Origin of the sequence: Roseococcus suduntuyensis (assembly GCF_014196305.1) — a bacterium.
GTDB classification, from domain to species: Bacteria; Pseudomonadota; Alphaproteobacteria; order Acetobacterales; family Acetobacteraceae; genus Roseococcus; species Roseococcus suduntuyensis.
In genome coordinates, this window is the sequence record NZ_JACIDJ010000001.1 from 556,164 (window position 1) to 576,606 (window position 20,443).

Annotated in this window: 22 protein-coding genes and 1 tRNA gene; 13 read left to right on the forward strand and 10 right to left on the reverse strand. The window is 69.1% G+C overall.

Annotated elements, in window-relative coordinates; genetic code table 11:
- Nucleotides 1–2: 2 nt before the first annotated feature.
- Nucleotides 3–1,148 (forward strand): mandelate racemase/muconate lactonizing enzyme family protein, encoded by a 1,146-nt coding sequence (locus GGQ83_RS02545; RefSeq protein WP_242534887.1) that lies wholly within the window; start codon nucleotides 3–5, stop codon nucleotides 1,146–1,148.
- Nucleotides 1,149–1,245: 97 nt separating this feature from the next.
- Here the strand turns inward: GGQ83_RS02545 and GGQ83_RS02550 are convergent, their stop codons facing one another.
- Nucleotides 1,246–1,404 carry a hypothetical protein gene (locus GGQ83_RS02550; RefSeq protein ID WP_184382024.1) on the reverse strand — a complete coding sequence of 53 codons (159 nt, stop codon included), beginning with the start codon at nucleotides 1,402–1,404 and terminating at the stop codon, nucleotides 1,246–1,248.
- Between the two features lie 24 nt (nucleotides 1,405–1,428).
- Complete coding sequence (aceA, locus tag GGQ83_RS02555; protein ID WP_184382025.1) at nucleotides 1,429–2,745, reverse strand: isocitrate lyase; 1,317 nt, start codon at nucleotides 2,743–2,745, stop codon at nucleotides 1,429–1,431.
- A gap of 151 nt (nucleotides 2,746–2,896) precedes the next feature.
- Here aceA and GGQ83_RS02560 point away from each other — a divergent pair, with 151 nt between their 5' ends.
- Both GGQ83_RS02560 and GGQ83_RS02565 read left to right on the forward strand, forming a co-directional pair.
- Complete coding sequence (locus tag GGQ83_RS02560; protein WP_184382026.1) at nucleotides 2,897–4,300, forward strand: helix-turn-helix domain-containing protein; 1,404 nt, start codon at nucleotides 2,897–2,899, stop codon at nucleotides 4,298–4,300.
- Entirely contained in the window at nucleotides 4,297–5,010 is a 714-nt protein-coding gene (locus tag GGQ83_RS02565; protein ID WP_184382027.1) for an aspartate/glutamate racemase family protein, read from the forward strand. Before GGQ83_RS02560 ends, GGQ83_RS02565 begins: the two co-directional genes overlap by 4 nt.
- Here GGQ83_RS02565 and GGQ83_RS02570 read toward each other — a convergent pair.
- Nucleotides 4,988–5,992, reverse strand: a complete 1,005-nt coding sequence (locus tag GGQ83_RS02570; protein WP_184382028.1) for an NAD(P)-dependent oxidoreductase — start codon at nucleotides 5,990–5,992, stop codon at nucleotides 4,988–4,990. The two genes, GGQ83_RS02565 and GGQ83_RS02570, sit on opposite strands and share 23 nt — an antisense overlap.
- Nucleotides 5,993–6,117: 125 nt before the next feature.
- Between GGQ83_RS02570 and GGQ83_RS02575 the strand changes: the two genes are divergently transcribed.
- Both GGQ83_RS02575 and GGQ83_RS02580 read left to right on the forward strand, forming a co-directional pair.
- Nucleotides 6,118–6,624: a GNAT family N-acetyltransferase gene (locus tag GGQ83_RS02575; RefSeq protein ID WP_184382029.1), complete on the forward strand. Its 507-nt coding sequence runs from the start codon at nucleotides 6,118–6,120 to the stop codon at nucleotides 6,622–6,624.
- A gap of 98 nt (nucleotides 6,625–6,722) precedes the next feature.
- On the forward strand, nucleotides 6,723–8,507 hold the full coding sequence (locus GGQ83_RS02580) for an ATP-dependent nuclease (RefSeq protein WP_260170361.1): 1,785 nt from the start codon (nucleotides 6,723–6,725) through the stop codon (nucleotides 8,505–8,507).
- Here the strand turns inward: GGQ83_RS02580 and GGQ83_RS02585 are convergent.
- Nucleotides 8,508–8,591 (reverse strand) — tRNA-Leu (locus tag GGQ83_RS02585). It abuts the gene before it with no gap.
- Between the two features lie 131 nt (nucleotides 8,592–8,722).
- Here GGQ83_RS02585 and GGQ83_RS02590 point away from each other — a divergent pair.
- From GGQ83_RS02590 to GGQ83_RS02615, 6 genes are all read left to right on the forward strand, one after another.
- Complete coding sequence (locus tag GGQ83_RS02590; RefSeq protein ID WP_184382031.1) at nucleotides 8,723–9,427, forward strand: DJ-1/PfpI family protein; 705 nt, start codon at nucleotides 8,723–8,725, stop codon at nucleotides 9,425–9,427.
- A 42-nt stretch (nucleotides 9,428–9,469) separates the two neighbouring features.
- Nucleotides 9,470–10,462, forward strand: a complete 993-nt coding sequence (locus GGQ83_RS02595) for a helix-turn-helix transcriptional regulator (protein ID WP_184382032.1) — start codon at nucleotides 9,470–9,472, stop codon at nucleotides 10,460–10,462.
- Nucleotides 10,463–10,720: 258 nt separating this feature from the next.
- A complete protein-coding gene (locus GGQ83_RS02600) occupies nucleotides 10,721–11,590 on the forward strand; it encodes an SH3 domain-containing protein (protein ID WP_375781508.1) in 870 nt (289 codons plus the stop codon).
- A gap of 60 nt (nucleotides 11,591–11,650) precedes the next feature.
- The gene (locus tag GGQ83_RS02605; RefSeq protein ID WP_184382034.1) at nucleotides 11,651–12,307 is read left to right on the forward strand and encodes a glutathione S-transferase family protein; all 657 of its coding nucleotides are present in this window, start codon (nucleotides 11,651–11,653) and stop codon (nucleotides 12,305–12,307) included.
- A gap of 4 nt (nucleotides 12,308–12,311) precedes the next feature.
- Nucleotides 12,312–14,195 (forward strand): transglycosylase domain-containing protein, encoded by a 1,884-nt coding sequence (locus GGQ83_RS02610; RefSeq protein ID WP_242534836.1) that lies wholly within the window; start codon nucleotides 12,312–12,314, stop codon nucleotides 14,193–14,195.
- Between the two features lie 51 nt (nucleotides 14,196–14,246).
- Nucleotides 14,247–14,639 (forward strand): hypothetical protein, encoded by a 393-nt coding sequence (locus tag GGQ83_RS02615; protein ID WP_184382035.1) that lies wholly within the window; start codon nucleotides 14,247–14,249, stop codon nucleotides 14,637–14,639.
- Here GGQ83_RS02615 and GGQ83_RS02620 read toward each other — a convergent pair.
- From GGQ83_RS02620 to GGQ83_RS02640, 5 genes are read right to left on the reverse strand one after another with little or no spacing between them, the layout of a single operon-like run.
- Nucleotides 14,609–15,169: a hypothetical protein gene (locus GGQ83_RS02620; RefSeq protein ID WP_184382036.1), complete on the reverse strand. Its 561-nt coding sequence runs from the start codon at nucleotides 15,167–15,169 to the stop codon at nucleotides 14,609–14,611. The two genes, GGQ83_RS02615 and GGQ83_RS02620, sit on opposite strands and share 31 nt — an antisense overlap.
- Before the next feature lie 3 nt (nucleotides 15,170–15,172).
- Complete coding sequence (locus tag GGQ83_RS02625) at nucleotides 15,173–15,940, reverse strand: hypothetical protein (RefSeq protein WP_184382037.1); 768 nt, start codon at nucleotides 15,938–15,940, stop codon at nucleotides 15,173–15,175.
- 40 nt (nucleotides 15,941–15,980) lie between these two features.
- The gene (locus tag GGQ83_RS02630; protein WP_184382038.1) at nucleotides 15,981–16,355 is read right to left on the reverse strand and encodes a hypothetical protein; all 375 of its coding nucleotides are present in this window, start codon (nucleotides 16,353–16,355) and stop codon (nucleotides 15,981–15,983) included.
- Nucleotides 16,340–16,951 carry an RluA family pseudouridine synthase gene (locus GGQ83_RS02635; RefSeq protein WP_184382982.1) on the reverse strand — a complete coding sequence of 204 codons (612 nt, stop codon included), beginning with the start codon at nucleotides 16,949–16,951 and terminating at the stop codon, nucleotides 16,340–16,342. Before GGQ83_RS02635 ends, GGQ83_RS02630 begins: the two co-directional genes overlap by 16 nt.
- Nucleotides 16,952–16,991: 40 nt before the next feature.
- Nucleotides 16,992–17,885, reverse strand: a complete 894-nt coding sequence (locus GGQ83_RS02640) for a branched-chain amino acid aminotransferase (protein WP_184382039.1) — start codon at nucleotides 17,883–17,885, stop codon at nucleotides 16,992–16,994.
- 165 nt (nucleotides 17,886–18,050) lie between these two features.
- On the opposite strand from GGQ83_RS02640, the gene GGQ83_RS02645 reads away from it, so the two are divergent.
- Complete coding sequence (locus GGQ83_RS02645) at nucleotides 18,051–18,335, forward strand: UxaA family hydrolase (RefSeq protein WP_184382040.1); 285 nt, start codon at nucleotides 18,051–18,053, stop codon at nucleotides 18,333–18,335.
- A 10-nt stretch (nucleotides 18,336–18,345) separates the two neighbouring features.
- A complete protein-coding gene (locus tag GGQ83_RS02650) occupies nucleotides 18,346–19,521 on the forward strand; it encodes a UxaA family hydrolase (protein ID WP_184382041.1) in 1,176 nt (391 codons plus the stop codon).
- Between the two features lie 136 nt (nucleotides 19,522–19,657).
- Here GGQ83_RS02650 and GGQ83_RS02655 read toward each other — a convergent pair whose 3' ends face one another.
- The gene (locus GGQ83_RS02655) at nucleotides 19,658–20,422 is read right to left on the reverse strand and encodes an HpcH/HpaI aldolase family protein (protein WP_184382042.1); all 765 of its coding nucleotides are present in this window, start codon (nucleotides 20,420–20,422) and stop codon (nucleotides 19,658–19,660) included.
- Nucleotides 20,423–20,443 lie beyond the last annotated feature (21 nt).

A 20,443-nucleotide genomic window follows, 5' to 3' on the forward strand; every position in this document is an offset into this window, starting at 1 on the left:
ACATGCGCATCGCCGCGCTGGACTTCCTGGGCGTGGCGGTCACGCCCAAGACCAACTGGTGCTTCATTCTGCTGCGGACGGAGGGCGGGCTGACGGGCCTCGGCGAATGCACGCTGTCCGGCCAGGAAGCCCTGCTGGCGGCGGAGGCGGCGCGTCTCGCCGCCGAGGTGGTCGGCCAGGACGCGCTGGCGCGCAACCGCCTCGCGCGGCTGTTGCCGCACGCGCCGGGTGGGCTTGTCACGCATACGGTATTGTCCGGTTTCGAGCAGGGGCTGTGGGATGTGGCGGCGCAAGCGGCGGGCGCGCCCCTCCATGCGCTGCTGGGCGGCGCGCTGCGGGGGCGCATTCCGCTCTACGCCAACATCAACCGCGGTGTGGCACCTCGCACACCGGAAGGCTTCGCCGCCGCCGCGCGGCGGGCCGTGGCGGCGGGCTTCGGCGCGGTGAAGCTGGCGCCCTTCGACCCGATCATCTGGGAAGACCATGAAGGCTGGCGCGCGGGCTACGCGCAGGGCCTGGCGCGCGTCGCGGCCGTGCGCGACGCCATCGGACCCAAGGTCGCTCTGATGGTGGACGCGCATTGGCGCTTCTCGCCCGGGGCCGCGGCGGCGCTGATCCGCGACGTGGCAGGGCTCGACCTGTTCTGGCTGGAATGCCCGGTGGCCGAGGCCAACCATGCCGAAATCCGCCGCCTGCGCTCCATGGCCAATGAGCGCGGGATGCGGCTGGCCGGCGCGGAAACGCTGTCGGGCCTGGCCGCCTATCGGCCGCTGGTGGAGGGCGGCCTCTATGACGTGCTGATGCCCGACATGAAGCATTGCGGCGGACATGAGGAGATGCGGCGCATCGCCGCCCTCGCGCTCACGGCGGGTGTGGAAATTGCGCCGCACAACCCCACCGGCCCTGTCTGCCACGCCCATTCCCTACACGCCTGCGCGACGCTGCCGAACCTGCTGCCGCTGGAGGTGCAGTTCGGCGAAACGGAGCGGTTCTTCAGCCTCTGCGAGGGGGCCTCGCTGCACTTCGACGCGGGCGCGGCCGATGTGCCGGTCTTGCCCGGCCTCGGCGTGGTGCTGGACGAAGAAGGGGCGCGCGCCACGCCCTGGCAGGCGCAGCGCGTGCCCTGGCTTGACCCCCGGCTGGGGTAGCCCGCCGGGGAAACCCCCGGCGGGCGGTGCGGCCCGGGCCGGTGGGAGGGGCATCCTCCACGCCCACCCCCGGCGATGTCATGGGCCGCCTGGCGTATCAGTGCGCGGGGCGCCCGCGCTCGCCACAGGCGTAGTTGTGCGCGTGGACCAGCCCGTCGTCGAAATCCTCGGGGTGGTGGACCATCGGGCGCTCGGCCTGGCCACGCATCTCCTGGCGTTGATGGATGGGGGTGTCGTTGCGGGTGTCGGGGTTCATGGTTCGGTCCTCCTTGTGTGGGTTTCAGGCGTGGTGGAATTGGGCCGCCTCGGTGCTGTCCTTCATGGCGGTGGTGCTGGCGGTGCCGCCGCTGGCGGCCTGCGCGACGGCGTCGAAGTAGCTGACGCCCACCTCGCGCTGGTGGCGCACGGCGGTGAAGCCTTCCGCTTCCGCCGCGAACTCGGCCTGCTGCAATTCGCTGTAGGCGCCCATGCCGCGCTCGGCATAGCCGCGGGCCAGCTTGAACATGGACAGGTTCAGGCTGTGGAAGCCGGCCAACGTGACGAACTGGAACTTGTAGCCCATGGCGCCGATCTCGCGCTGGAACTTCGCCGCGGCCTCGACACCCATCTTCCGCTGCCAGTTGAAGCTGGGCGAGCAGTTGTAGGCCAGCATCTTGCCGGGGAACTGGCGATGGATGGCCTCGGCGAAGTCGCGCGCGTCCTGGAGGTCGGGGTCGGAGGTCTCCCACCACAGCAGGTCCGCGTAGGGCGCGTAGGCCAGGCTGCGCGCGATGGCGTACTGCTTGCCCATGCCGGGGCGGATGCGGAAAAAGCCCTCGGGCGTACGGTCATTGCCGATGAAGGGGCGGTCGCGCTCATCCACGTCGGAGGTGAGGAGTTGCGCGCTCTCGGCATCCGTGCGGCAGAGCAGCACGGTGGACACACCCTCCACATCCGCCGCCAGCCGCGCCGCGTTCAGCGTGCGGATGTGCTGGCTGATCGGCACCAGCACCTTGCCGCCGAGATGGCCGCACTTCTTCTCACTCGCCAACTGGTCCTCGAAATGCACGCCGGCAGCGCCCGCCTCGATCATCGCGCGCATCAGCTCATAGGCGTTCAGCGCGCCGCCGAACCCCGCCTCGGCATCGGCGATGATGGGCGCCATGTAGTGCGTGGCGTCATCGCCCTTGCCGTCCAGGCGTTCCATGGTCGCGATCTGGTCGGCGCGGCGCAGCGCGTTGTTGATGCGGCGCACGACGCCCGGCACGCTGTCCACCGGGTAGAGCGACTGGTCGGGATACATCTGCCCCGCCGAATTCGCATCCGCCGCCACCTGCCAGCCCGAGAGGTAGATGGCCTTCAGCCCCGCCTTCACCTGCTGCAGCGCCTGCATGCCGGTCAGCGCGCCCAGCGTGTTCACGAAGGGCTCGGTGCGGAGCAGGTGCCACAGCCGCCGCGCGCCCATCTCGGCCAGCGTGTGCTGCGTGCGGAAGCTGCCCGAGAGGCGCACCACATCGGCCGGCGTGTAGTCGCGGCGGACACCCTCGTAGCGGCCAGGGTCGCGGTCACGGCCGCCGCCGCCATCGGGGGCGAGGTTCGGGGTGGGGGTGGGGCGCATGGGCGTGTCTCCGTGGGTGCTGTTCGCTGTGTGAATAATTGACATTGCGCCCGCCGAAATCACGCGCAGAATGGCGCTTTACACGGCAAGACTGTGAAGGCCGCGACGTGACATCCCGCAAACCCGTGAAGCTTGTGAAGGACCGCGCCCCATGTCCCGCCCGCTGATCGGCCGCACGGCCCGCCGCCTCCGCCTGGAGATGGGCCTCACCCAGCAGGCGCTGGCCGCGCGGCTGGGCATCTCGGCCAGCTACCTGAACCTGATCGAGCACGACCAGCGCGCCGTCACCGCCACCGTCCTCATCAAGCTGACCGAGGCGCTGGGCGTGGACCTGGCGGCCCTTTCCGGCCACGCCGAACGGCAGCTGGAAGCGGGGCTGCGCGAGGTGCTGTCCGACCCCATGCTGGGCCTGGAGGTGATGCCCGAGAACGAGGTCCAGGCCATCGCCGCCAGCGCGCCCAATGCCGCGCGCGGCGTGCTGGCGCTGTATCGCGCCTGGCGCGTGGCGCGCGAGGATGCGTCCGGCATCGCGCTGCCCTCCGGCCGCCGCCTGCTGCTGCCGAACGAGGAGGTGCGCGACTTCTTCCACGAGCGCGGCAACCACTTCGCCCGCATCGAGACCTTCACCGAATCCCTCGGCGCCGAGTTGCAGGCGAGCCCGGCCGAGATGAACCACGCCATCGCCCAGCGCCTGCGGCAGAAGCACAACGTGACCGTCACCGTCACCGCCATGCCCGAGGCCGACCGCCGCTATGACCCCCGCACGCGCGAGCTCTGGCTGGCGGAATCCCTCCCGCGTGAATCCCGCGGGTTCCGCATGGCCTTCCAGCTGATGCTGCTGGAGGCGCGCGAGGCGGTGGACGCCACGCTGGCCGACACCAAGCCCAGCACCAGCGAGGCCGAGCAGCTCATCCGCATCGGCCTGCTGAACTACGCCGCCGCGGCGCTGCTCATGCCCTATGCGCCCTTCCTGCGCGCGGCGCGGGAGTTGCGGCACGATGTGGAACGCCTCGCCGCGCGCTTCGGCACCAGCTACGAACAGGTGGCGCAACGCCTCTCCACCCTGCAGCGCGAGGGGGCGCGCGGCCTGCCCTTCTTCTTCCTGCGCGCCGATACGGCGGGCAACGTCACCAAGCGCTTTTCGGCCGCCGGCTTCCCCTTCGCCCGCTTCGGCGGAAGCTGCCCGAAATGGATCGTGCACCACGCCTTCGCCACGCCAGGTGTCACGCGCGTGCAGGCGGCGGAGCTGCCGGATGGCGCGGCCTTCCTCTGCATCGCGCGCGCCATGCACGGCACCTCGCCGCGCTGGGGCGAGCCTCCGCCCACCCATGTCGTCGCCATCGGCTGCGACATCACGCGTGCGGAGGAGGTGGTCTATGCGGACGGGCTGGACCTGATGGCCGCACGGGTGGGTATCGGCCTCTCCTGTCGTCTCTGTGACCGGGCCGATTGTCGCAGCCGTGCCTTTCCGCCATTGGAGCACCGCCTGCGCCTCGACGCGAACGAGGACAGCGCATCCCCCTGGCGCTTCGACCGCAAGGACCCCCCGCGTTGAAACTGCTGCTGCTGAATGGCAACACGGACGAGGCCATCACCGCGCGCCTCGCCACCGCCGCGCGCGGGATGTGCGCGCATGAGATCACGCCCGTCACCGCACCCTTCGGCGCGCGCTACATCGCCAGCCGCGCCGCCGTGGCGGTGGCCGGGCATGCGGTGCTGGAGGCCCTGGCGCAGCACATCGGCCCCGACAACGCGGCGGGCTATGACGCCGCCATCATCGGCTGCTTCGGCGAACCCGGGCTGGACGCGGCGCGCGAGACCTTCCCGCTGCCCGTGCTGGGCATGGCCGATGCCTCCATCCGCGTGGCGCTGCGCGCGGCACCATGCGTCGCCGTGCTGACCGGCGGCGCCGCGTGGGTGCCGATGCTGGAGGAATTTTTCCTGGTGCGCGGGCTGACGCGCGACCAGGTGCGGGTGGCCGCCATCACACCCACGGGCGATGCCATCGCGCGCGACCCCGACGCCGCCGCCCTGCTGCTGGCCGAGACGGCGCGCGCCGAGATCGCGCAGGGCGCCGGCGCCGTGCTGCTGGGCGGCGCCGGGCTGGTGGGCCTGGACGCGCGGCTGCAACCACTGCTGCCCGTGCCCGTGATCTGCGGGCTGCGCGCCACGCTCGACACACTGCCCGGTGCGCGGGTGCCGCGCGGGGGTGTGGCGCCGAGTGTGGGCCTTTCCGCCGCGCTCAGTCGCTGTCTGGCGGGATGACGTTGGTGTCGAGGCCGCGCAGCAGCACGTCGCGCATGGTCTCGATGCCCTTGAGGCGGATGTCGTCCCAGGCCTCGGGGCTGTGGAAGGCGGCGTGCGGCATGATGACCAGGCGGCCGCGCAGCCACTCCTCCCGCGCGCGATAGGCGGCGAGCAGCGGCGGTTCCGGCACGGGCGGTTCCACCGGCAGCACGTCGAGGCCCGCGCCCGCGATGCGGCCCGAACGCAGCCCGGCCTCCAGCGCGTCCAGATCGAGGATCGGCCCGCGCGCGGTGTTGATCACCACCGCGTTCTCCGGCAGCGCGGCCAGCGCCGCCGCATCCACCAGGCCGCGCGTGTGGCGCGTCAGCGGGCAATGGATGGAGAGCACGTCGGATTGCGCCATCAGCGCGTGCAGGCTGTCCGCGCGGGCGATGCCCAGCGCGCGGTCGGCGCCCTTGGGCAGATACGGGTCGAAGAACGTCACGCGGAAGCCCAGCGCCTTGGCGCGGAGTGCGGCCGCCGTGCCGATGCGCCCCAGCCCCAGCACGCCGAAGCCCTGCACATCGAAGCGGCGCACGATCTTGTTTTGCAGCACACCCCAGGGGCAGGGCGGGTTGTCGCGCATGGCGTCGTGGTAGAGCACCATGCCGCGCCGCAGCGCGAGGGCCATGGTGATGGCGGTGTCCGCGACCTCGGCCGTGCCGTAGTCGGGGACGTTGCAGACCTTGATGCCGCGGCGCGCGCATTCGGCGCGGTCCACGCGGTCATAGCCCACGCCCATGCGCACCACGACCTTGAGCTTCGGAAACTTCGCCAGCGCCTCGGCGGGGACGGCGAGGCGGAGCGTCATGAGGCCGTCCACCTCGGCGCAGAGTTCGTCCGGCAGTTCCAGCAGCGATTTTTTCGCATTGCCTTGCAGGAGGCGCACGCCCTCGCCGACGATGCGGCGTTCGAGGGCGGTGTCGGGGTAGAGGGATTCGGGTTCGAGGATGGTGGGCATGTTGGGGCGCTTCCTCCGGTTGTTGCCGCCATCCTGCCCGAGGCGGGGGCGAGGGCAAGCCGCACCCCCTGACAGGCCGCGCCACCGGGCCTAGGCTTTTCCCCGCAAGGCATCGGGACGGCACCATGGACGCGCTGCACATCCGGCAAGGCGAAGCCCGCGACCTTCCGGCGCTGGTCGAGATCTTCAACCACTACGTCGCGCACGGGCATGTCACCTTCACGACCGTGCCGCACACGCTGGAATCCCGGACCACCTGGTTCGCGACCTATGGCACGGGCCGGCACCAGTTGCTGGTGGCGGAGCATGAGGGCGCGGTGGTGGGCTGCGCCTATAGCAGCCCCTATCGCCCCGGCCCCGCCTTCGACACGACGGTGGAAACCAGCATCTACCTGGACCCGGAGCGGCGCGGGCTGGGCGCGGGGAAGCGCCTCTACGCGGCGCTGCTGGAACGGTTGGCGGCGCAGCCCGTGCACCTGGCGGTGGCGGGGGTGGCGCTGCCCAATGAGGCCTCGCTCGCGCTGCACCGGAAGATGGGGTTCGAGGAGGTGGGCACCTTCCGCGAGTATGCGCGGAAGAATGGGGTGTGGATCAGTTCGACCTGGTTTCAGCGGAGGGTGGGGACGGCGTAGAGTGCGATCCGCGGAGGCGGAATTGTCATGTTAGCCGCGAAAATTACGGTGCGGCAGACCATTAATATTTAGCGAACGCGACCGAAGGAAATAAAGATATGATACTACATCTAAGAATAACCAATTTCAAAAGATTTGACCGATATCATGTGAAACTGACAAATGGAAATATTTTGGTTGGACCCAATAATTCAGGTAAATCTTCTGTTTTAGATTGTTTCAAGATTTTGGATTCTGCCCTGAGATATGCTAAGGGAGCTTCTCCAAAATTAAAGTCTATTGAGGGTAAAGGCGTGGTTTCTTATTTTGAGCTTCCAATGAGAATTGTTGACTTTCTAAATGATAATTTAAGTAATAATTATAGTGAAGATGATTCTATATTAGAATTTACGCACGCCAATAAGAATAAAATTGTGATTACTTTTTCAGAAACAAGAGCGCCTATAATGCATATGGAAACTAGTGCGCGTCTCCCGCGGAAGAGTTCCGAATTTCGGTCGCTTTTTCCAGTTGATCTTGTTATTATCCCTCCTATTTCACCTCTCGAAGAAAACGAAATTTATCTGAAAGATGAAACAGTAAAAGCAAATGCTCGAACTCGCCTCGCAAGTCGATCTTTTCGTAATTTCTGGCTTAGGCAGTCGGAAGAAGATTTTCAAAAATTTAGAGCTGATGTTGAGAGGGTGTGGCCAAACATAGTGGTGCAGTTTCCCAATCAACCTACTATTACAAGCAAAGTTGTAACTATGTATTTTGAAGAAAGAAGGATTCCACGAGAAATTTATTGTTCTGGATTTGGTTTTCAAATTTGGCTTCAGCTAATGACGCATCTTCAAAATTGTACATTAAATAGTATTCTCGTTCTTGATGAACCAGATGTATACCTTCATCCTGATCTTCAGCGCGCTCTATATCGACTCATAAAGGAACGTTGTGGTCAATTTGTTATTGCCACCCATGCAATTGAAATAATAAATGAGGCCGATACCGAGGAAGTTGTTACAATAAATTCCTCATATAGGGCAGCTCGGCGCATCAGTTCGGAAGACGAATTTTTAGCCCTTCACCGCTATCTTGGCTCACATGAGAACGCTGAATTTGCTCGCATCGCAAAATCTCGGCGAATAATTTTTGTTGAAGGCAAGGATGGTAGGCTGTTACGGAAATTTGCGCAAATACTTGGCTTAGTTATGCTTCACGAAACTAATAATGTTCCAATTATGAAGCTGGGCGGCTTTTCTGAATGGCGCAAAGCCCAAGCGGCGGTCTGGGCATTTCAGGAAATTATCAAAATAGAAATGGATGCGTTCTGTGTTTTTGATCGTGACTTCAAATCTGACGCAGAAGTAGCCGATTTTTTGGCTGAGTTTGATGCACCACGTTTAAAAGTTCGAATTCTAGAAAGGAAAGAAATAGAAAATTATTTATTAATTCCTGAAGCTATTGCTGCCGCCGCGAATTTACGCCTGCGCGAGCGAACCTTACCTGCCTCAGTTTCTGCCACTATGATCAGGGATATGTTAAGAAAGATCGCGTCTGAACTTGAGACAGAGGTTGGTAGCCAACTGTCGTCGCAAGAAATTAGATATAGATCCAGGCGTAAGAATAAATACGATGAGTCGACAGTAATTAAAATTTCTATGAATTTGGCTAGAAAAATGACGATTGATGACGATTTATTGCTCCGTCTTCTCCCGGGAAAAGAGGCTCTATCTAGACTCTTTGAGCGCCTCAAGTCAGATACGGGCGTGTCCCTCACCGAGGCTATGATTTTGTCTCAAGTTCGTATCGGGCAGGTCGCTCCTGATCTCGTAGAGATTTTATCTGCGATTGACGCGTTTTGTAACTTGGCCGTTTGTAACTTGGCCGATGGAAAAGAATAATACGGGCGGCGGGACTCGAACCCGCACGGTCCCAAGGACCGAGGGCTTTTAAGGCCCTTCCGTCTACCATTCCGGCACGCCCGCGCACGCCCGCGCACGCCCAACCGCAGATTACGCGGGCGCAACCCACCCCGTAAAGCAGGCTGCCGCAGCTATTGCACCGGCGCGCCCATCCGCGAACATGGCGACAACACCCCGTCCAGGAAACACCCGCCATGTCCCAAGCCACCAAGACCGCCGGCCTGCTGCTCTTCCCCGGCCTGACGCAGCTCGACCTCACCGGGCCCTATGAGGTGCTGGCCAATCTCCCCGGCTGGAAGGTCGAGATCGTGGCGAAGCAGGCCGGCCCAGTCCGCACCGCCAAGGGCATGGTCATCCACGCCGACCAGGGCTTCGACACCGCGCCCCAATACGACCTCTTCGCCATCCCCGGCGGCCCCGGCACCGATGACGCGCTGACCGATGAGGCGACGGTGGAATTCGTCCGCCGCCAATGCGAGGGCGCCGAGAACGTCTTCGGCATCTGCACCGGCTCGCTGCTGATCGGCGCCACCGGGCTGCTGCGCGGCCGCCGCGCCGGCTCGCATTGGGCGGCGCGGCACCTGCTGGCCCGCTTCGGCGCCGAGGTGCGGGATGAGCGCATGACGAAGGACGGCAAGTTCTACACCGCCGGCGGCGTCACCTCCGGCATCGACATGGCGTTGCGGGTGGTGGCCGACATCGCGGGCGAGGAGGCGGCGCAGCAAATCCAGCTCCAGATCGAATACGACCCGGAGCCGCCCTTCCGCAGCGGCACGCCCTTCACGGCAGCCCCGCACATCCTGGCCCGCGCCCGCGCGGCGGGCGAGGCGCGCCGCCCCATCCGCGAGGCGGCGGTGGAGGCGGCTGCGGCACGGCTGGCTTCTGGCACTCCTGGTTGAGCGAGGCTTGCCCCCTATAACTATTGCACTATCATGCAACCCATGGCGGAACGGCATGCGAAGCTTGCGGACGGCCTGCGCCTCATTCTGCTGCTGACGGGCACCCGCACCGGCCGCACGCTGAATGAGCTGGCCGAGGAAATGGGCGTCGGGCGCCGGACGGTCGAGCGCATGCTCGCCGCCATCAAGGAGGTCTGCGGCGGCCTGGAGCAGGTGCCGACGGATGAGGCGCAGAAGCGCTGGCGCCTGCCGGCCTCCACCCTCTCGCGCGTGAAGCCGCTGACGGCGGCGGAGGCGGCGGAGATGGACCTCGCCGCCCGTCGCCTGGCCGCCGAGGGGCTGGAGGAACGCGCCGCCCTGCTGCGCAACGCGGCCGAGAAGCTGCGCGCCGCCATGGACGCCCGCGCCCTGCAACGCGCCGAACCCGATGTGGAGGCCATGCTGGCGGCGGAGGGCCTGGCCATGCGCCCCGGCCCGCGCGTGCATGTGCCCGAACGCCTGATCGCGACGCTGCGCGAGGCCATCCTCGCCAACCGCCGCATCCGCCTGGCCTACCGGCCCAGCCGGGGCGCGCTGCGCGAGCATGTGGTGGAACCCTACGGGCTGCTCTACGGCACGCGGCCCTACCTGCTGGCCGCACGGGTGGACAAGCCCGATGCGGCGGTGTGGCGGCTGGACCGCGTGCTCTCGGCCGAGCCGATGAACGAGGCCTTCTCCCCCCGCCCCGGCTTCACCCTGCCCGCGCTCGCGGCGCAGAGCTTCGGCGTGTGGCGCGAGGCGCCGCACCAGGTGGTGCTGCGCTTCACCGGCAGTGCCGCGGTGGAGGCGCGCCACTGGGCCTTCCACCCCACCCAGCGCTTCGAGACGCAGCCCGATGGCGCCCTGGTGCTGCGCTTCGAAGCGGGGGGCCTGGACGAGATGGCCTATCACTTCGCCACCTGGGGCGAGGCGGTGGAGGTGCTGGAACCCCCCGCCCTGCGCGAACGCCTGGCGGCGCTGGGCGCGGCGCTGGTGAGGCGCCACGGCGCGCCGTGAGGCGGCCATGGTGGCGGCCGATCGCCGGCACCATGCGGGAGACATCAGGGATTCCTCCGCGGCGGCGCGAAGTGCCGCAGGAAAGCGCGCCGCGCCGCGCTTTGCACGATGCAGCGCCGCGGGAGGCTTGACCCGCACGCCCCCGGCTTGGCATCGAAGGGCATGCGCGTTGCCCTCCGCCTTGTCGCCCTGGCCGCCCTCCTGACCGGGGCGGCCGAGGGGCGCGCCGAAACCGCCCCGACCGGGGGGCGGAACTTCATGCTGGCGCAATCCTCGCTGGGGGGTGCGGGATCGCTGCCGCCCCCCACGCCGCCGCGCGCCGCCACGCCGGCCCAGCGCCCCACCAGCCAGGGCCAGGCGCGCCCTACCCCCGCGCAGCGGCCCGCCACGCCGCAGGCCCAGCGCCCGGCGCAACGGCCGGCCGGCCAGGCCCAGCGCCCGCCCGCACAACGCCCGCCCGCCCAGCGCCAGCCGCCCACCGTGCAGCGCCCCGACGCCAACCGGCCCAATGCGGTGCGCCCGCCGCAGCGCCCCGCCCCGGCGGCAGCGACCGCCGCCGCTGCGGCCGCGGCGGCTGCGGCGGCCGCTGCCGCAGCCGCCGCGAATGCCGCGCCCCCCACCCCGCCGCCGCCCGAATGGCCCGCCCCCGGCACCGGCACCAGCACCGGCCTGCCCCTGCCGCGCTTCACCGCGCTCGCCTCCAACCAGGTGAATTTGCGGGTGGGGCCGGGCCTGCGCTTCCCGGTGGAATGGCGCTACCAGCGCGCCGACCTGCCGGTGATGATCGTCCGCGAGCATGAGGAATGGCGCCGCGTCCGCGACCCGGACGGCACCGAGGGCTGGCTCGCCGCCTCCACCCTGCGGCCTGGGCGCCGCACCTTCATCGTGCGCCAGCCGCAACCGGGCGTGACCCAGGCCAATACCTCCGCAGTGGCGGGAGAGGTGCTGCTGCGCCGCCGCCCGGAGGAGGGCGGGGCCGCCGTGGCGCGCCTGCAGCCCGGCGTCATCGGCCGGCTGCGGCTCTGCGAGGCCGGCAGCGAATGGTGCGAGGTGCAGGTGCAGAACCGCCGCGGCTATGTCCGCCGCGCCGAGATCTTCGGCGTGCTGCCCGATGAGGAGTTCCGCTGACCCGTTGACGCCGCGCCCCGGCCGTGCGGAGCATTCGCGCGTCCAGGAGAACACCGCTTCATGCTGACCATCTATGGCTGCTTCCGCTCCCGCGCCTCGCGCAACATCTGGCTGGCCTATGAGCTGGGGGTGGATTTCAAGCACATCCCCGTGATCCAGGCCGGGCGCCTCGCGGACCCGCTGGCGACGACCGCGCCGATCAACACCAAGTCGCCGGAATTCCTGAAAGTGAACCCGAACGGGCTCATCCCGGCCATGGAGATGGATGGGCTGGTGCTGGCCGAATCGCTCGCCATCAACCTGTTCATGGCGAAGAAGTTCGGCGGCGACCTCGCCCCGCGCGACCTGAACGAGGACGCGCTGATGACCCAATGGGCCATCTGGGCCATGACCGAGGCCGAGATCCACACGATCCAGATCCTCTACCACAAGGTGATGTTCCCCGAGGCGGCGCGCGACCCCGCGCGGCTCGCCGAGGCTGTGGCGGCGCTCGCGCGGCCCTTCCGCGTGCTGGACGAGGCGCTGGCCGCGACGGGCTATCTCGTGGGTAGCCGCTTCACCGTGGCCGACCTGAACATGGCGGAGGTGATCCGCTACGCGCAGCCCGTGCCCGAGCTGTTCGAAGCGGCACCCCGCGTGAAGGCCTGGCTGGCCGCCTGCCAGGCGCGCCCCGCCTTCCAGAAGATGGTGGCGGGCCGCAACGCCGAGCCGGCGTGATGTGATGCGTGGGCCCGCCCGCCTGCTGGCCGTCCTGGCCCTGCTGGCGGGCGGCGCCTGGGCGCTGGACCGCGCCTTACCGCCCAATTTGCTGCGCTACGAACTGCGCGCGCGCGAGGTGCCGGCGCGCGATGGGCGGCTGCTGGCCGTCTGGCCCGCGCCGGGTGGCGTGTGGCGCATGCACACGCGCGCGGCCGACGCGCCGCCGCACCTGATCGAGATGCTGATCGCCGCCGAGGATGGCCGCTTCCACCACCACCCGGGCGTGGACCCGCTGGCCATCACCCGCGCGGCGGCGCAATGGGCGCGGGCGGGCAGGGTGGTCTCGGGCGGCTCGACGCTCGCCATGCAGGCGGCGCGGCTGCTGGAGCCACGGCCGCGCACCCTCCGCAGCAAGATGATCGAGGCGGCGCGCGCCTTGCAGCTGCAATGGCGGTATGGCCGTGCGGGCGTGCTGGACATCTGGCTGACGCTGGCGCCGCAGGGTGGGAATATCGAGGGGCTGCGCGCGGGGGCGCTGGCCTGGTTCGGGCGGCCGCTCTCCACGCTGGACCCGGCGGAATCCGCGCTGCTGGTGGCGCTGGCCCGGCGCCCCGAGGCGACGCGCCCCGACCGTTTCCCCGACGCCGCGCGGGCCGCGCGCGATGCGGTGCTGCTGGCCCGCGCGCGCGGCGTGGCAACACAGGCCGAAATCGCGCTGGCGGGCGAGGTGCCCAGCCAACGCCACGCCCTGCCACGCCACGGGCCGCATTTCACCCGGGATGAGGCGGCGCCGCCCACGCTCGACCTGGACCTGCAGCGTTCCATCGAAGCACTCGCCGCGCGCGCGCTGCACGGGCTGCCGCCGCGCGTCTCGCTGGCCATCATGGTGACGGACATCGCCACGGGCGAAACCCGCGCCGCGTTCGGCGGCGACTGGATGGCGGAGGGAAGGGCGGGCGCGCTGGATCTGACGCGCGCCGTGCGCTCGCCGGGCTCGGCGCTGAAGCCCTTGGTCTATGCGCTGGCCTTCGAGGCCGGCGTGGTGCGCCCCGACACGCTGCTGGAGGACCTGCCGCGCCGCTTCGGCACCTACGCCCCCGAAAACTTCGACCGCGAATTCCAGGGCCGCCTGCGCGTGGCCGACGCGCTGCGGCAAAGCCTGAACCAGCCCGCGGTGGCCCTGCTGCAGGAGGTGGGGCCCATGCGCCTCGTCACCGCCATGAAGGCGGGCGGCGCCCTGCCGCGCCTGCCACCGGGCGCGGAACCCGCGCTGCCGCTGGCGCTGGGCGGGGTGGGGGTGACGCTGCGGGAGATGGTGGGGCTCTACACCCTTCTGGGGCGCGAGGGCGGTGGCGCCATCGAGGCGCGGGCCGCCCGCACCACCGCACGCCTGCTGGTGCAGCCCCTGCCGGGTGGCGGCCCCTCCGGCATCGCCTGGAAGACGGGCACGAGCTGGGGCGGGCGCGATGCCTGGGCCATGGGGCTGGACGCGCGCCATGTGGTCGGCGTCTGGGTCGGGCGGCCCGATGGCACGCCCATGCCGGGGGCCACGGGCGCGCGGCTCGCCTTGCCGCTGCTGGCGCAGGTCTTCGCCCGGCTGCCCCCGGCGCCGTTGGAGCCCTGGCCGCTGCGCCCCGGCCCGACCGTCGCGGCGGCCGCCCCCCGCGCCGACCCCGTCCGGCTGCTGTTTCCACCGCCCGGCGCCACCCTGCCCGAGGCTGGGCGCGTGGTGCTGCGCGCCGCCGGCGGCCAGCGCCCGCTGACCTTCCTGGTGGATGGCGCGCCGCTGGCGCTGGACCGCGCGCGGCGCGAGGTGGGCTGGGTGCCGCCGGGGCCTGGCTTCTACCGCATCACCGTGCTGGACGCCGAAGGCACCAGCGCGGGGGTGGAGCTGCGGGTGCGATGAGCGTCATGCGGGAGGCGTGCGGGCGATGAGTCGTGGGGGAGCCGCGCGGGCATGAGTCGCGAACTGCGTGCCGCCCTGGTCTATGTGCTGCTGGCCTTCGCGCTCGGCTTCGTGCTGGGCCCGGTGCGGGAGTTGCTGCTGGCCCCGGCGCTGGGCCGCGTGGGCGCACTGCTGGTGGAGTTGCCCCTGCTGCTGGCGGCCTGCTGGTGGCTGGCCCCGCGCGTGATGCGCCGCGTGCCGCCGGGCGTGGGGCGGCTGCGCGCGGGCTTCGCGGCGCTGGCACTGCTGCTGTTCCTGGAATTCACGCTGGGGATGGTGCTGCGCGGCTGGGATTTTCCCACCTGGCTGGAGAGCTTCTGGACCGCCCATGGCGCGGTGACGCTGGCGGGCTACTGGCTCTTCGCGCTGATCCCCTATTGGCGGGGGGTGGGCGCGCGCGGCTGAGACAGCGCCGCCAGCACCGCCGCGCGCAGGGCGGCATCGCGCGTCGCCAGTTCGGCGAAGTCGCCATCGGTGCCGGGGCGCAACAGGCCGGTGCAGGCGGCGGGCAGCGCTGCCGGCGGGTCCTCTTCCATGGTGGCGAGGATCTCCGCATCGGCGCAGGGCGGCGCATCGGGCGGGAAGAGCCACACCATCTGCCCGCGCTGCGTCCAGTCGAAGCCCGGCTGGTCGAAGAGGGTGGCGATCAGGGCCGGGTCACGCGTCCGCACCAGGCCGATGACGGCGGGCGCGCCCTGGCGGCGCAAGGACCAGGGCGCGGGCAGGCGGCGCGGCGCGGCGGCGGCCTCGGCCAGGAAGAGGGTGTCGGCCACCGCGCCCAGCGCCGCGGCCAGCGCCGCCACCGTGGCCGCCGGCGGCCCCGCCTCGCCATCCGCGCGGCGCGGCCAGAGCAGGTGGTCGCATCGCCAACCCGGCAGTTTCAGGGGCCGCCAGGCGGGGTCGGGCGGGTTGTCGGCGAGGGTGATGGCTTCCATGGCCTATTGCGCCCGCCCCGCGCTGGGCACGGCCGAGCCGCTGCTGGGCCGGGGTCCGCCCAGGGGGGAATTGTCGCGGTATTCGCGCGCGGAGATTTCCTCGACGATGCGGCGGACCACCTCCTCGCCCAGCTCGATGGCCTCGGTGGTGAGGACCTTGCCGGCCCAGTAGCCGCTGGCGCCGCCGACCAGGCAGCCCAGCAACCCGCCCACCGCGGTGCCGCCGCCGGGCTTCACCAGCGTGCCGCCCGCGGCACCCGCCGCGCCCACCAGCTTGCACCCCGCCCAGGCCCCGGCCCAGCCGCCGGTGACGATGGCGAGCTGGCGGAAGGGCCGGTCCGACACCACCACGGAATAGGTGTCGGCCGCCACGCCCACCACCATCAGCAGCCGGCCCGCATGGCGGAAATAGCGCGCGCCGTGGTAGAGCGCCCCACCCCCCGGCCCGGCCGGCGCGTGGTTGCCCAGGCCGAATTGCTGCGCCACGCCCTTCTGGTTCCAGTGGAAATCCACCCGCCCGGTCGCGACGTTGTGCCCGTAGTCCAGCCGCAGGTGCCGCCGCCCCGTCGCATCCTGGATGAAGAGAGTGGAGGTGGTTCCGCCCCTTGGGCGCCAGCCGCGCGGCGTCAGCTCGACGGCCAACCCATTGGTGCCGGGCACCGGGATACGAACCGTCGCCGCCATGCCCGCCCCCACCGGGACCGAACCCGTGATCTCGCCACCGGCGTCAATGATCGCGCCCGCGGCCTCCCATTCCACCAAGGTGTCCATCTGGCCCTCCCGGAAGGGGGAAGGATAGCGAATAGCGCGCTCAGCGGCAGCCCTGGCGGTCCATGTGTCCCTGCGCCATGGAAATCCGGAACCGCGCCTGTTCCTGCATGGGCGCGATCTGCGCGGCGCTGGTGGCGCCCGTCATGTTGGCGGCCAGCCCCGCGGCCTCGGCGGTGTGGGCGGCCAGGGTGGCGCAGCCGCAGCCGATGAAGACGGGCACGGCGGCGCGCAGGCGGGTGGACATCTCCTCGCCCCGGGCGCGGCCGTCCAGCAGGCCGGGCGGAGGCAGGGCGGCGAGGCGTGCGGCATCGCGCAGCGCCTCGACGCCCGCGCCGAAATCGCAACGCGGGCGGGGCAGGCCGGATTGCGCCATGAGCAGTGGCGAGAGCGCCAGCAGGATTAGACCACGCCGCATCGCGCCAGGGTCTCCGTCATGTGGGGTGGGATGGCGGCTGTCGCGGCACGCGGCGGGTCGAGCGGCAGGGTCAGCGCGCGCGCCAGCAGGTGCAAGGCGCCCGCGCCGCCGCCATAGCGCGCATCGCCCAGGATGGGGCAGCCCAGATGCGCCATGTGGACGCGCAGCTGGTGGGTGCGGCCGGTGCGGGGTTGCAGTTCCACCGCCGTCAGGTCGCCGTCGCGGCCCAGCACGCGATACTGCGTGCGCGCGGGCTGGCCGGCCGGGTCCACCACCATGCGCCAGCCCTCGGCCTTGGTGCTGCGCTTGAGCAGGGGGGCGTTCACTTCGCCGGCCAGCGCGGGCGGGGCGCCGCGCAGCACGGCCCAATAGGTCTTTCGCGCACGGCCTTCCGCGAAAAGCGCGCCCAGTGCAGCCAGCGCGGGCTTGGTGCGGCCGAGCGCCAGGCAGCCCGCCGTGTCCTGGTCCAGCCGGTGCGCCGGCTGGGGCAGATGCCGCTTGCCCTGTTGCAGCAGGGGGAGCCAGCCTTCCAGCGAGGCACCACCGCGCGGGCCGGCATGCACCGCCAGGCCCGCGGGCTTGTCGAGGATGATCACCTCGGCATCCTGGTGCAGGATGCGGGCCAGCGGGTCCGTTCTATTCAGCCGCCGCCGCCGGAATTTTGGCCGGTTGGGGCTCCACCACGCGCGGCTGGCTGCGCATCCAGGCGAAGTAGAGGTCGCGCGCCTTGGTAGTGACCGGCCCGATGGGCAGGTCGCGGCCATTGTAGCGCGTGCAGGGCTGCACCTTGCCGTAGTTGCCGGTGGAGAAGATCTCGTCGGCCGCCTCCAGCTCCTCCGGGCGCACGGCGCGTTCCTCGACGGGGATGCCCGCCTCGGCCAGCAGCCTGATGACGCGCTGACGGGTGATGCCGTTGAGGAAGGTGTGGTTCACCGCCGGCGTGATGGCCACGCCATCCTTCACGAACCAGAGGTTCGAGCTGGCGAATTCGGCGATGTTCCCCGCCACGTCGCTCATCACCGCCATGTTCGCGCCCCGCTCCACCGCCCAGGCCGTGGCGCGGGAGCCGTTGGGGTAGAGGCAGGCGGCCTTGGCATCCGTCGGCGCCATGTCGGTGGCCGGGCGGCGGAAGGGCGTCAGCATGGCCGAGAAGCCGGCCCATTCGGGCATGGGCGCGTCGTAGAGGGAGAGGATGAAGTCCGTGCTGTCCGGATCGGGCCGCGCCGCCCCCAGGCCGCGGCGGATGAAGAACATCGGCCGGACGTAGAGGGTGGCGCCCGCGCCCATGCGGCGGATGCCTTCCTCGCAGAGTTCCTGGATGCGCTCGGCCGTCACGCTCGGCTTCATGCCCATGACGTGCGCGGAGCGGATGGCACGGGCGCAGTGGCGGTCGAGGTCCGGCGCCCAGCCCTCGATGGCGCGGGCGCCGTCGAAGATCACGGAACCCAGCCAGAAGGCGTGGTCCATGGGGCCCAGGATCTTGGGCTCCTCGGTGAACCATTGCCCGTCATACCAGAACACGCCCGCCATGGTGGCCTCCTTCGCAAGGCATGAGATTGCCACGGCGACGGGCCGGCTTGAACCCCCGTGCTTGAACCCGCGTGCTTGACCCCCCTCATGGGCAACCCCTGTTGTAGGGGAATGGGGCGCGGTCTAGCCTTCCTGCCATTGCGAATTGAGGGAGGTACCCAACAGATGACGATCCATTTCGTCGTGCATGACGAGGGGGATTCCGTGGGGGTCGTGGTGGTGGAGGGGCTCAAGGCCTCCAACCGCATCAGCGGCTGGATCATGGACCAGGACAAGATGATCGACTTCGACGCGAAGTCCGATATTCCCATCGGCCACAAGCTTGCCGTGAAGCCCATCAAGGCCGGCGACGCCATCATCAAGTATGGCGTGGACATCGGGAAGGCCATCGCGGACATCGCCCCGGGCGAGCATCTGCACGTCCATAACGTCAAGACGAAGCGTTGGTGAGGGCAGCCACATGGGCATCAATCTGAAGGACGCCAGCTTCGAAGGCTGGCGCCGCGAGAACGGCCGGATGGGCGTGCGCAATTACGTGCTGATCCTGCCGGTGGACGACATCTCCAACGCCGCCGCCGAGGGCGTGGCCCGCAACATCCAGGGCTGCCTCGCCATCCCGCACGCCTATGGGCGCTTGCAGTTCGGCGCGGACCTCGACCTGCACTTCCGCACCATCATCGGCACGGGCTGCAACCCGAACGTGGCGGCCGTGGTCGTCATCGGGATCGAGCCGGGTTGGACGGGCAAGGTGGCCGAGGGCATCGCCGCCACCGGCAAGCCCGTGGAAGCCTTCTCCATCGAGCAGAATGGCGACATCAACACCATCGCCGCCGCCTCCCGCGCCGCCTACCGCATGGTGCGGCACGCGACGGGGCTGAAGCGCACGCGCGCGCCGCTGCAGGACCTCTGGGTCTCGACCAAGTGCGGCGAGAGCGACACGACGAGCGGCCTCGCCTCCTGCCCCACGGTCGGCAACAGCTTCGACAAGCTGTGGGAGAACGGGAACACGCTGGTGTTCGGCGAAACCTCCGAAATCACGGGCGGTGAGCACCTGGTGGCCGCGCGCTGCAAGACGCCCGAAATCCGCGCCGAGTTCATGCGGATGTTCGACCGCTACCAGGCGGTGATCGAGGCCAACAAGACCAGCGACCTGTCCGAAAGCCAGCCCACCAAGGGCAACATCGAGGGTGGGCTGACCACCATCGAGGAAAAGGCCCTCGGCAACATCCAGAAGATCGGCAAGAAGTGCACGGTGGATGGCGTGCTGGACAAGGCCGAGATGCCGACGCACCCCGGGCTGTGGTTCATGGATTCGTCGTCCGCGGCCGCCGAGATGGTGACGCTCTGCGCGGCCTCGGGCTTCGCGGTGCACACCTTCCCGACGGGCCAGGGCAACGTGATCGGCAACCCCATCGTGCCGGTCATCAAGCTGACGGCCAACCCACGCACCATGCGCACCATGTCCGAGCATGTGGACGTGGACGTGACGGGCCTGCTGCAGAAGACCATGAACATGGACGATGCGGGCGAGGCGCTGCTGGACTGCATCCTCCGCACGGCCGATGGGCAGGCGACGGCGGCGGAAATCCTGGGCCACCGGGAATTCAGCCTGACGCGGCTCTACGAGAGCGCGTGAACGAAAAGGGGCGGCGCCTTCCAGCGCCGCCCCACCTTCTACGCGGCCGATTCACGCCCGGGCTGACGCCGGGGACGATCGGACGCGGGCTGCGGCCGATTCACGCCCCCGGCTGACGCCAGGGGCGATGCGCGGTTCAGCCCCGCGCCACCTTCACCGCATTCTTCGACGCCGCCACCATCAGCCCGACTTCGTTGGCGATGGTCACCAGCTTGAAGCCCATCTTGATCATCCGGTTCGCGTATTCCGGCGTGCCGTTGTGCAGCCCCGCCGCGATGCCGCGCTTGGACGTCTCCTTCAGCAGCTTTTCGTAGATGTCGAGGATGAAGGGGTCCTCCACATCCAGCTTCGGCGTCAGCCCATAGCTGAAGGAGAGGTCCGAAGGTCCGATGTAGATGCCATCAATGCCCGGCACGTCCAGGATGGCCTCGATGTTCTCGATGGCCTGCTTCGTCTCGATCATGGGAATGACCAGGATCTCGTCATTCGCCGTCGCCTGGTAGCCGCCAGCGCTGCCATAGGCGCCGGCGCGGATGGGGCCGTTGCTGCGCGTGCCGGCCGGCGGGTACTTGGCATACTGAACCAGGTTCGCCGCCTCCTGCGGCGTGTTCACCATGGGGCAGATCACGCCGTAGGCGCCGGCGTCCAGCACCTTGCCCACGATGCCCGGCTCGTTCCACGGCACGCGCACCATGGGCGTGGCGCCGGAGCCCGAGGCCGCGATGCCCTGGAAACACGCCACGCAAGACAGGTAGTCCTGCACGCCATGCTGCATGTCCACCGTGACGCTGTCCCAGCCGCACTGGCTGTACATCTCGGCGGAGAAGGCGTTGGGAATGGCCAGCCAGCCATTCACCACCGCCTTGCCGGCCTTCCACGCTTCCTTGACCTTGTTGGGCATCGTGCGCTTCCTCTCCCGCGT

What these genes read in the sequence shown, in the direction of transcription:
- GGQ83_RS02615 (WP_184382035.1), top strand. Translation starts at nt 14,247, where the DNA reads ATGAGTCGCGAACTGCGTGCCGCCCTGGTCTATGTGCTGCTGGCCTTC.
- GGQ83_RS02650 (WP_184382041.1), top strand. Translation starts at nt 18,346, where the DNA reads ATGGGCATCAATCTGAAGGACGCCAGCTTCGAAGGCTGGCGCCGCGAG.
- GGQ83_RS02550 (WP_184382024.1), bottom strand. Translation starts at nt 1,404, where the DNA reads ATGAACCCCGACACCCGCAACGACACCCCCATCCATCAACGCCAGGAG.
- GGQ83_RS02575 (WP_184382029.1), top strand. Translation starts at nt 6,118, where the DNA reads ATGGACGCGCTGCACATCCGGCAAGGCGAAGCCCGCGACCTTCCGGCG.
- GGQ83_RS02595 (WP_184382032.1), top strand. Translation starts at nt 9,470, where the DNA reads ATGGCGGAACGGCATGCGAAGCTTGCGGACGGCCTGCGCCTCATTCTG.
- GGQ83_RS02655 (WP_184382042.1), bottom strand. Translation starts at nt 20,422, where the DNA reads ATGCCCAACAAGGTCAAGGAAGCGTGGAAGGCCGGCAAGGCGGTGGTG.
- GGQ83_RS02630 (WP_184382038.1), bottom strand. Translation starts at nt 16,355, where the DNA reads ATGCGGCGTGGTCTAATCCTGCTGGCGCTCTCGCCACTGCTCATGGCG.
- GGQ83_RS02570 (WP_184382028.1), bottom strand. Translation starts at nt 5,992, where the DNA reads ATGCCCACCATCCTCGAACCCGAATCCCTCTACCCCGACACCGCCCTC.
- GGQ83_RS02545 (WP_242534887.1), top strand. Translation starts at nt 3, where the DNA reads ATGCGCATCGCCGCGCTGGACTTCCTGGGCGTGGCGGTCACGCCCAAG.
- GGQ83_RS02645 (WP_184382040.1), top strand. Translation starts at nt 18,051, where the DNA reads ATGACGATCCATTTCGTCGTGCATGACGAGGGGGATTCCGTGGGGGTC.
- GGQ83_RS02605 (WP_184382034.1), top strand. Translation starts at nt 11,651, where the DNA reads ATGCTGACCATCTATGGCTGCTTCCGCTCCCGCGCCTCGCGCAACATC.
- GGQ83_RS02610 (WP_242534836.1), top strand. Translation starts at nt 12,312, where the DNA reads ATGCGTGGGCCCGCCCGCCTGCTGGCCGTCCTGGCCCTGCTGGCGGGC.
- aceA (WP_184382025.1), bottom strand. Translation starts at nt 2,745, where the DNA reads ATGCGCCCCACCCCCACCCCGAACCTCGCCCCCGATGGCGGCGGCGGC.
- GGQ83_RS02600 (WP_375781508.1), top strand. Translation starts at nt 10,721, where the DNA reads ATGCTGGCGCAATCCTCGCTGGGGGGTGCGGGATCGCTGCCGCCCCCC.
- GGQ83_RS02640 (WP_184382039.1), bottom strand. Translation starts at nt 17,885, where the DNA reads ATGGCGGGCGTGTTCTGGTATGACGGGCAATGGTTCACCGAGGAGCCC.
- GGQ83_RS02560 (WP_184382026.1), top strand. Translation starts at nt 2,897, where the DNA reads ATGTCCCGCCCGCTGATCGGCCGCACGGCCCGCCGCCTCCGCCTGGAG.
- GGQ83_RS02590 (WP_184382031.1), top strand. Translation starts at nt 8,723, where the DNA reads ATGTCCCAAGCCACCAAGACCGCCGGCCTGCTGCTCTTCCCCGGCCTG.
- GGQ83_RS02580 (WP_260170361.1), top strand. Translation starts at nt 6,723, where the DNA reads ATGATACTACATCTAAGAATAACCAATTTCAAAAGATTTGACCGATAT.
- GGQ83_RS02625 (WP_184382037.1), bottom strand. Translation starts at nt 15,940, where the DNA reads ATGGACACCTTGGTGGAATGGGAGGCCGCGGGCGCGATCATTGACGCC.
- GGQ83_RS02620 (WP_184382036.1), bottom strand. Translation starts at nt 15,169, where the DNA reads ATGGAAGCCATCACCCTCGCCGACAACCCGCCCGACCCCGCCTGGCGG.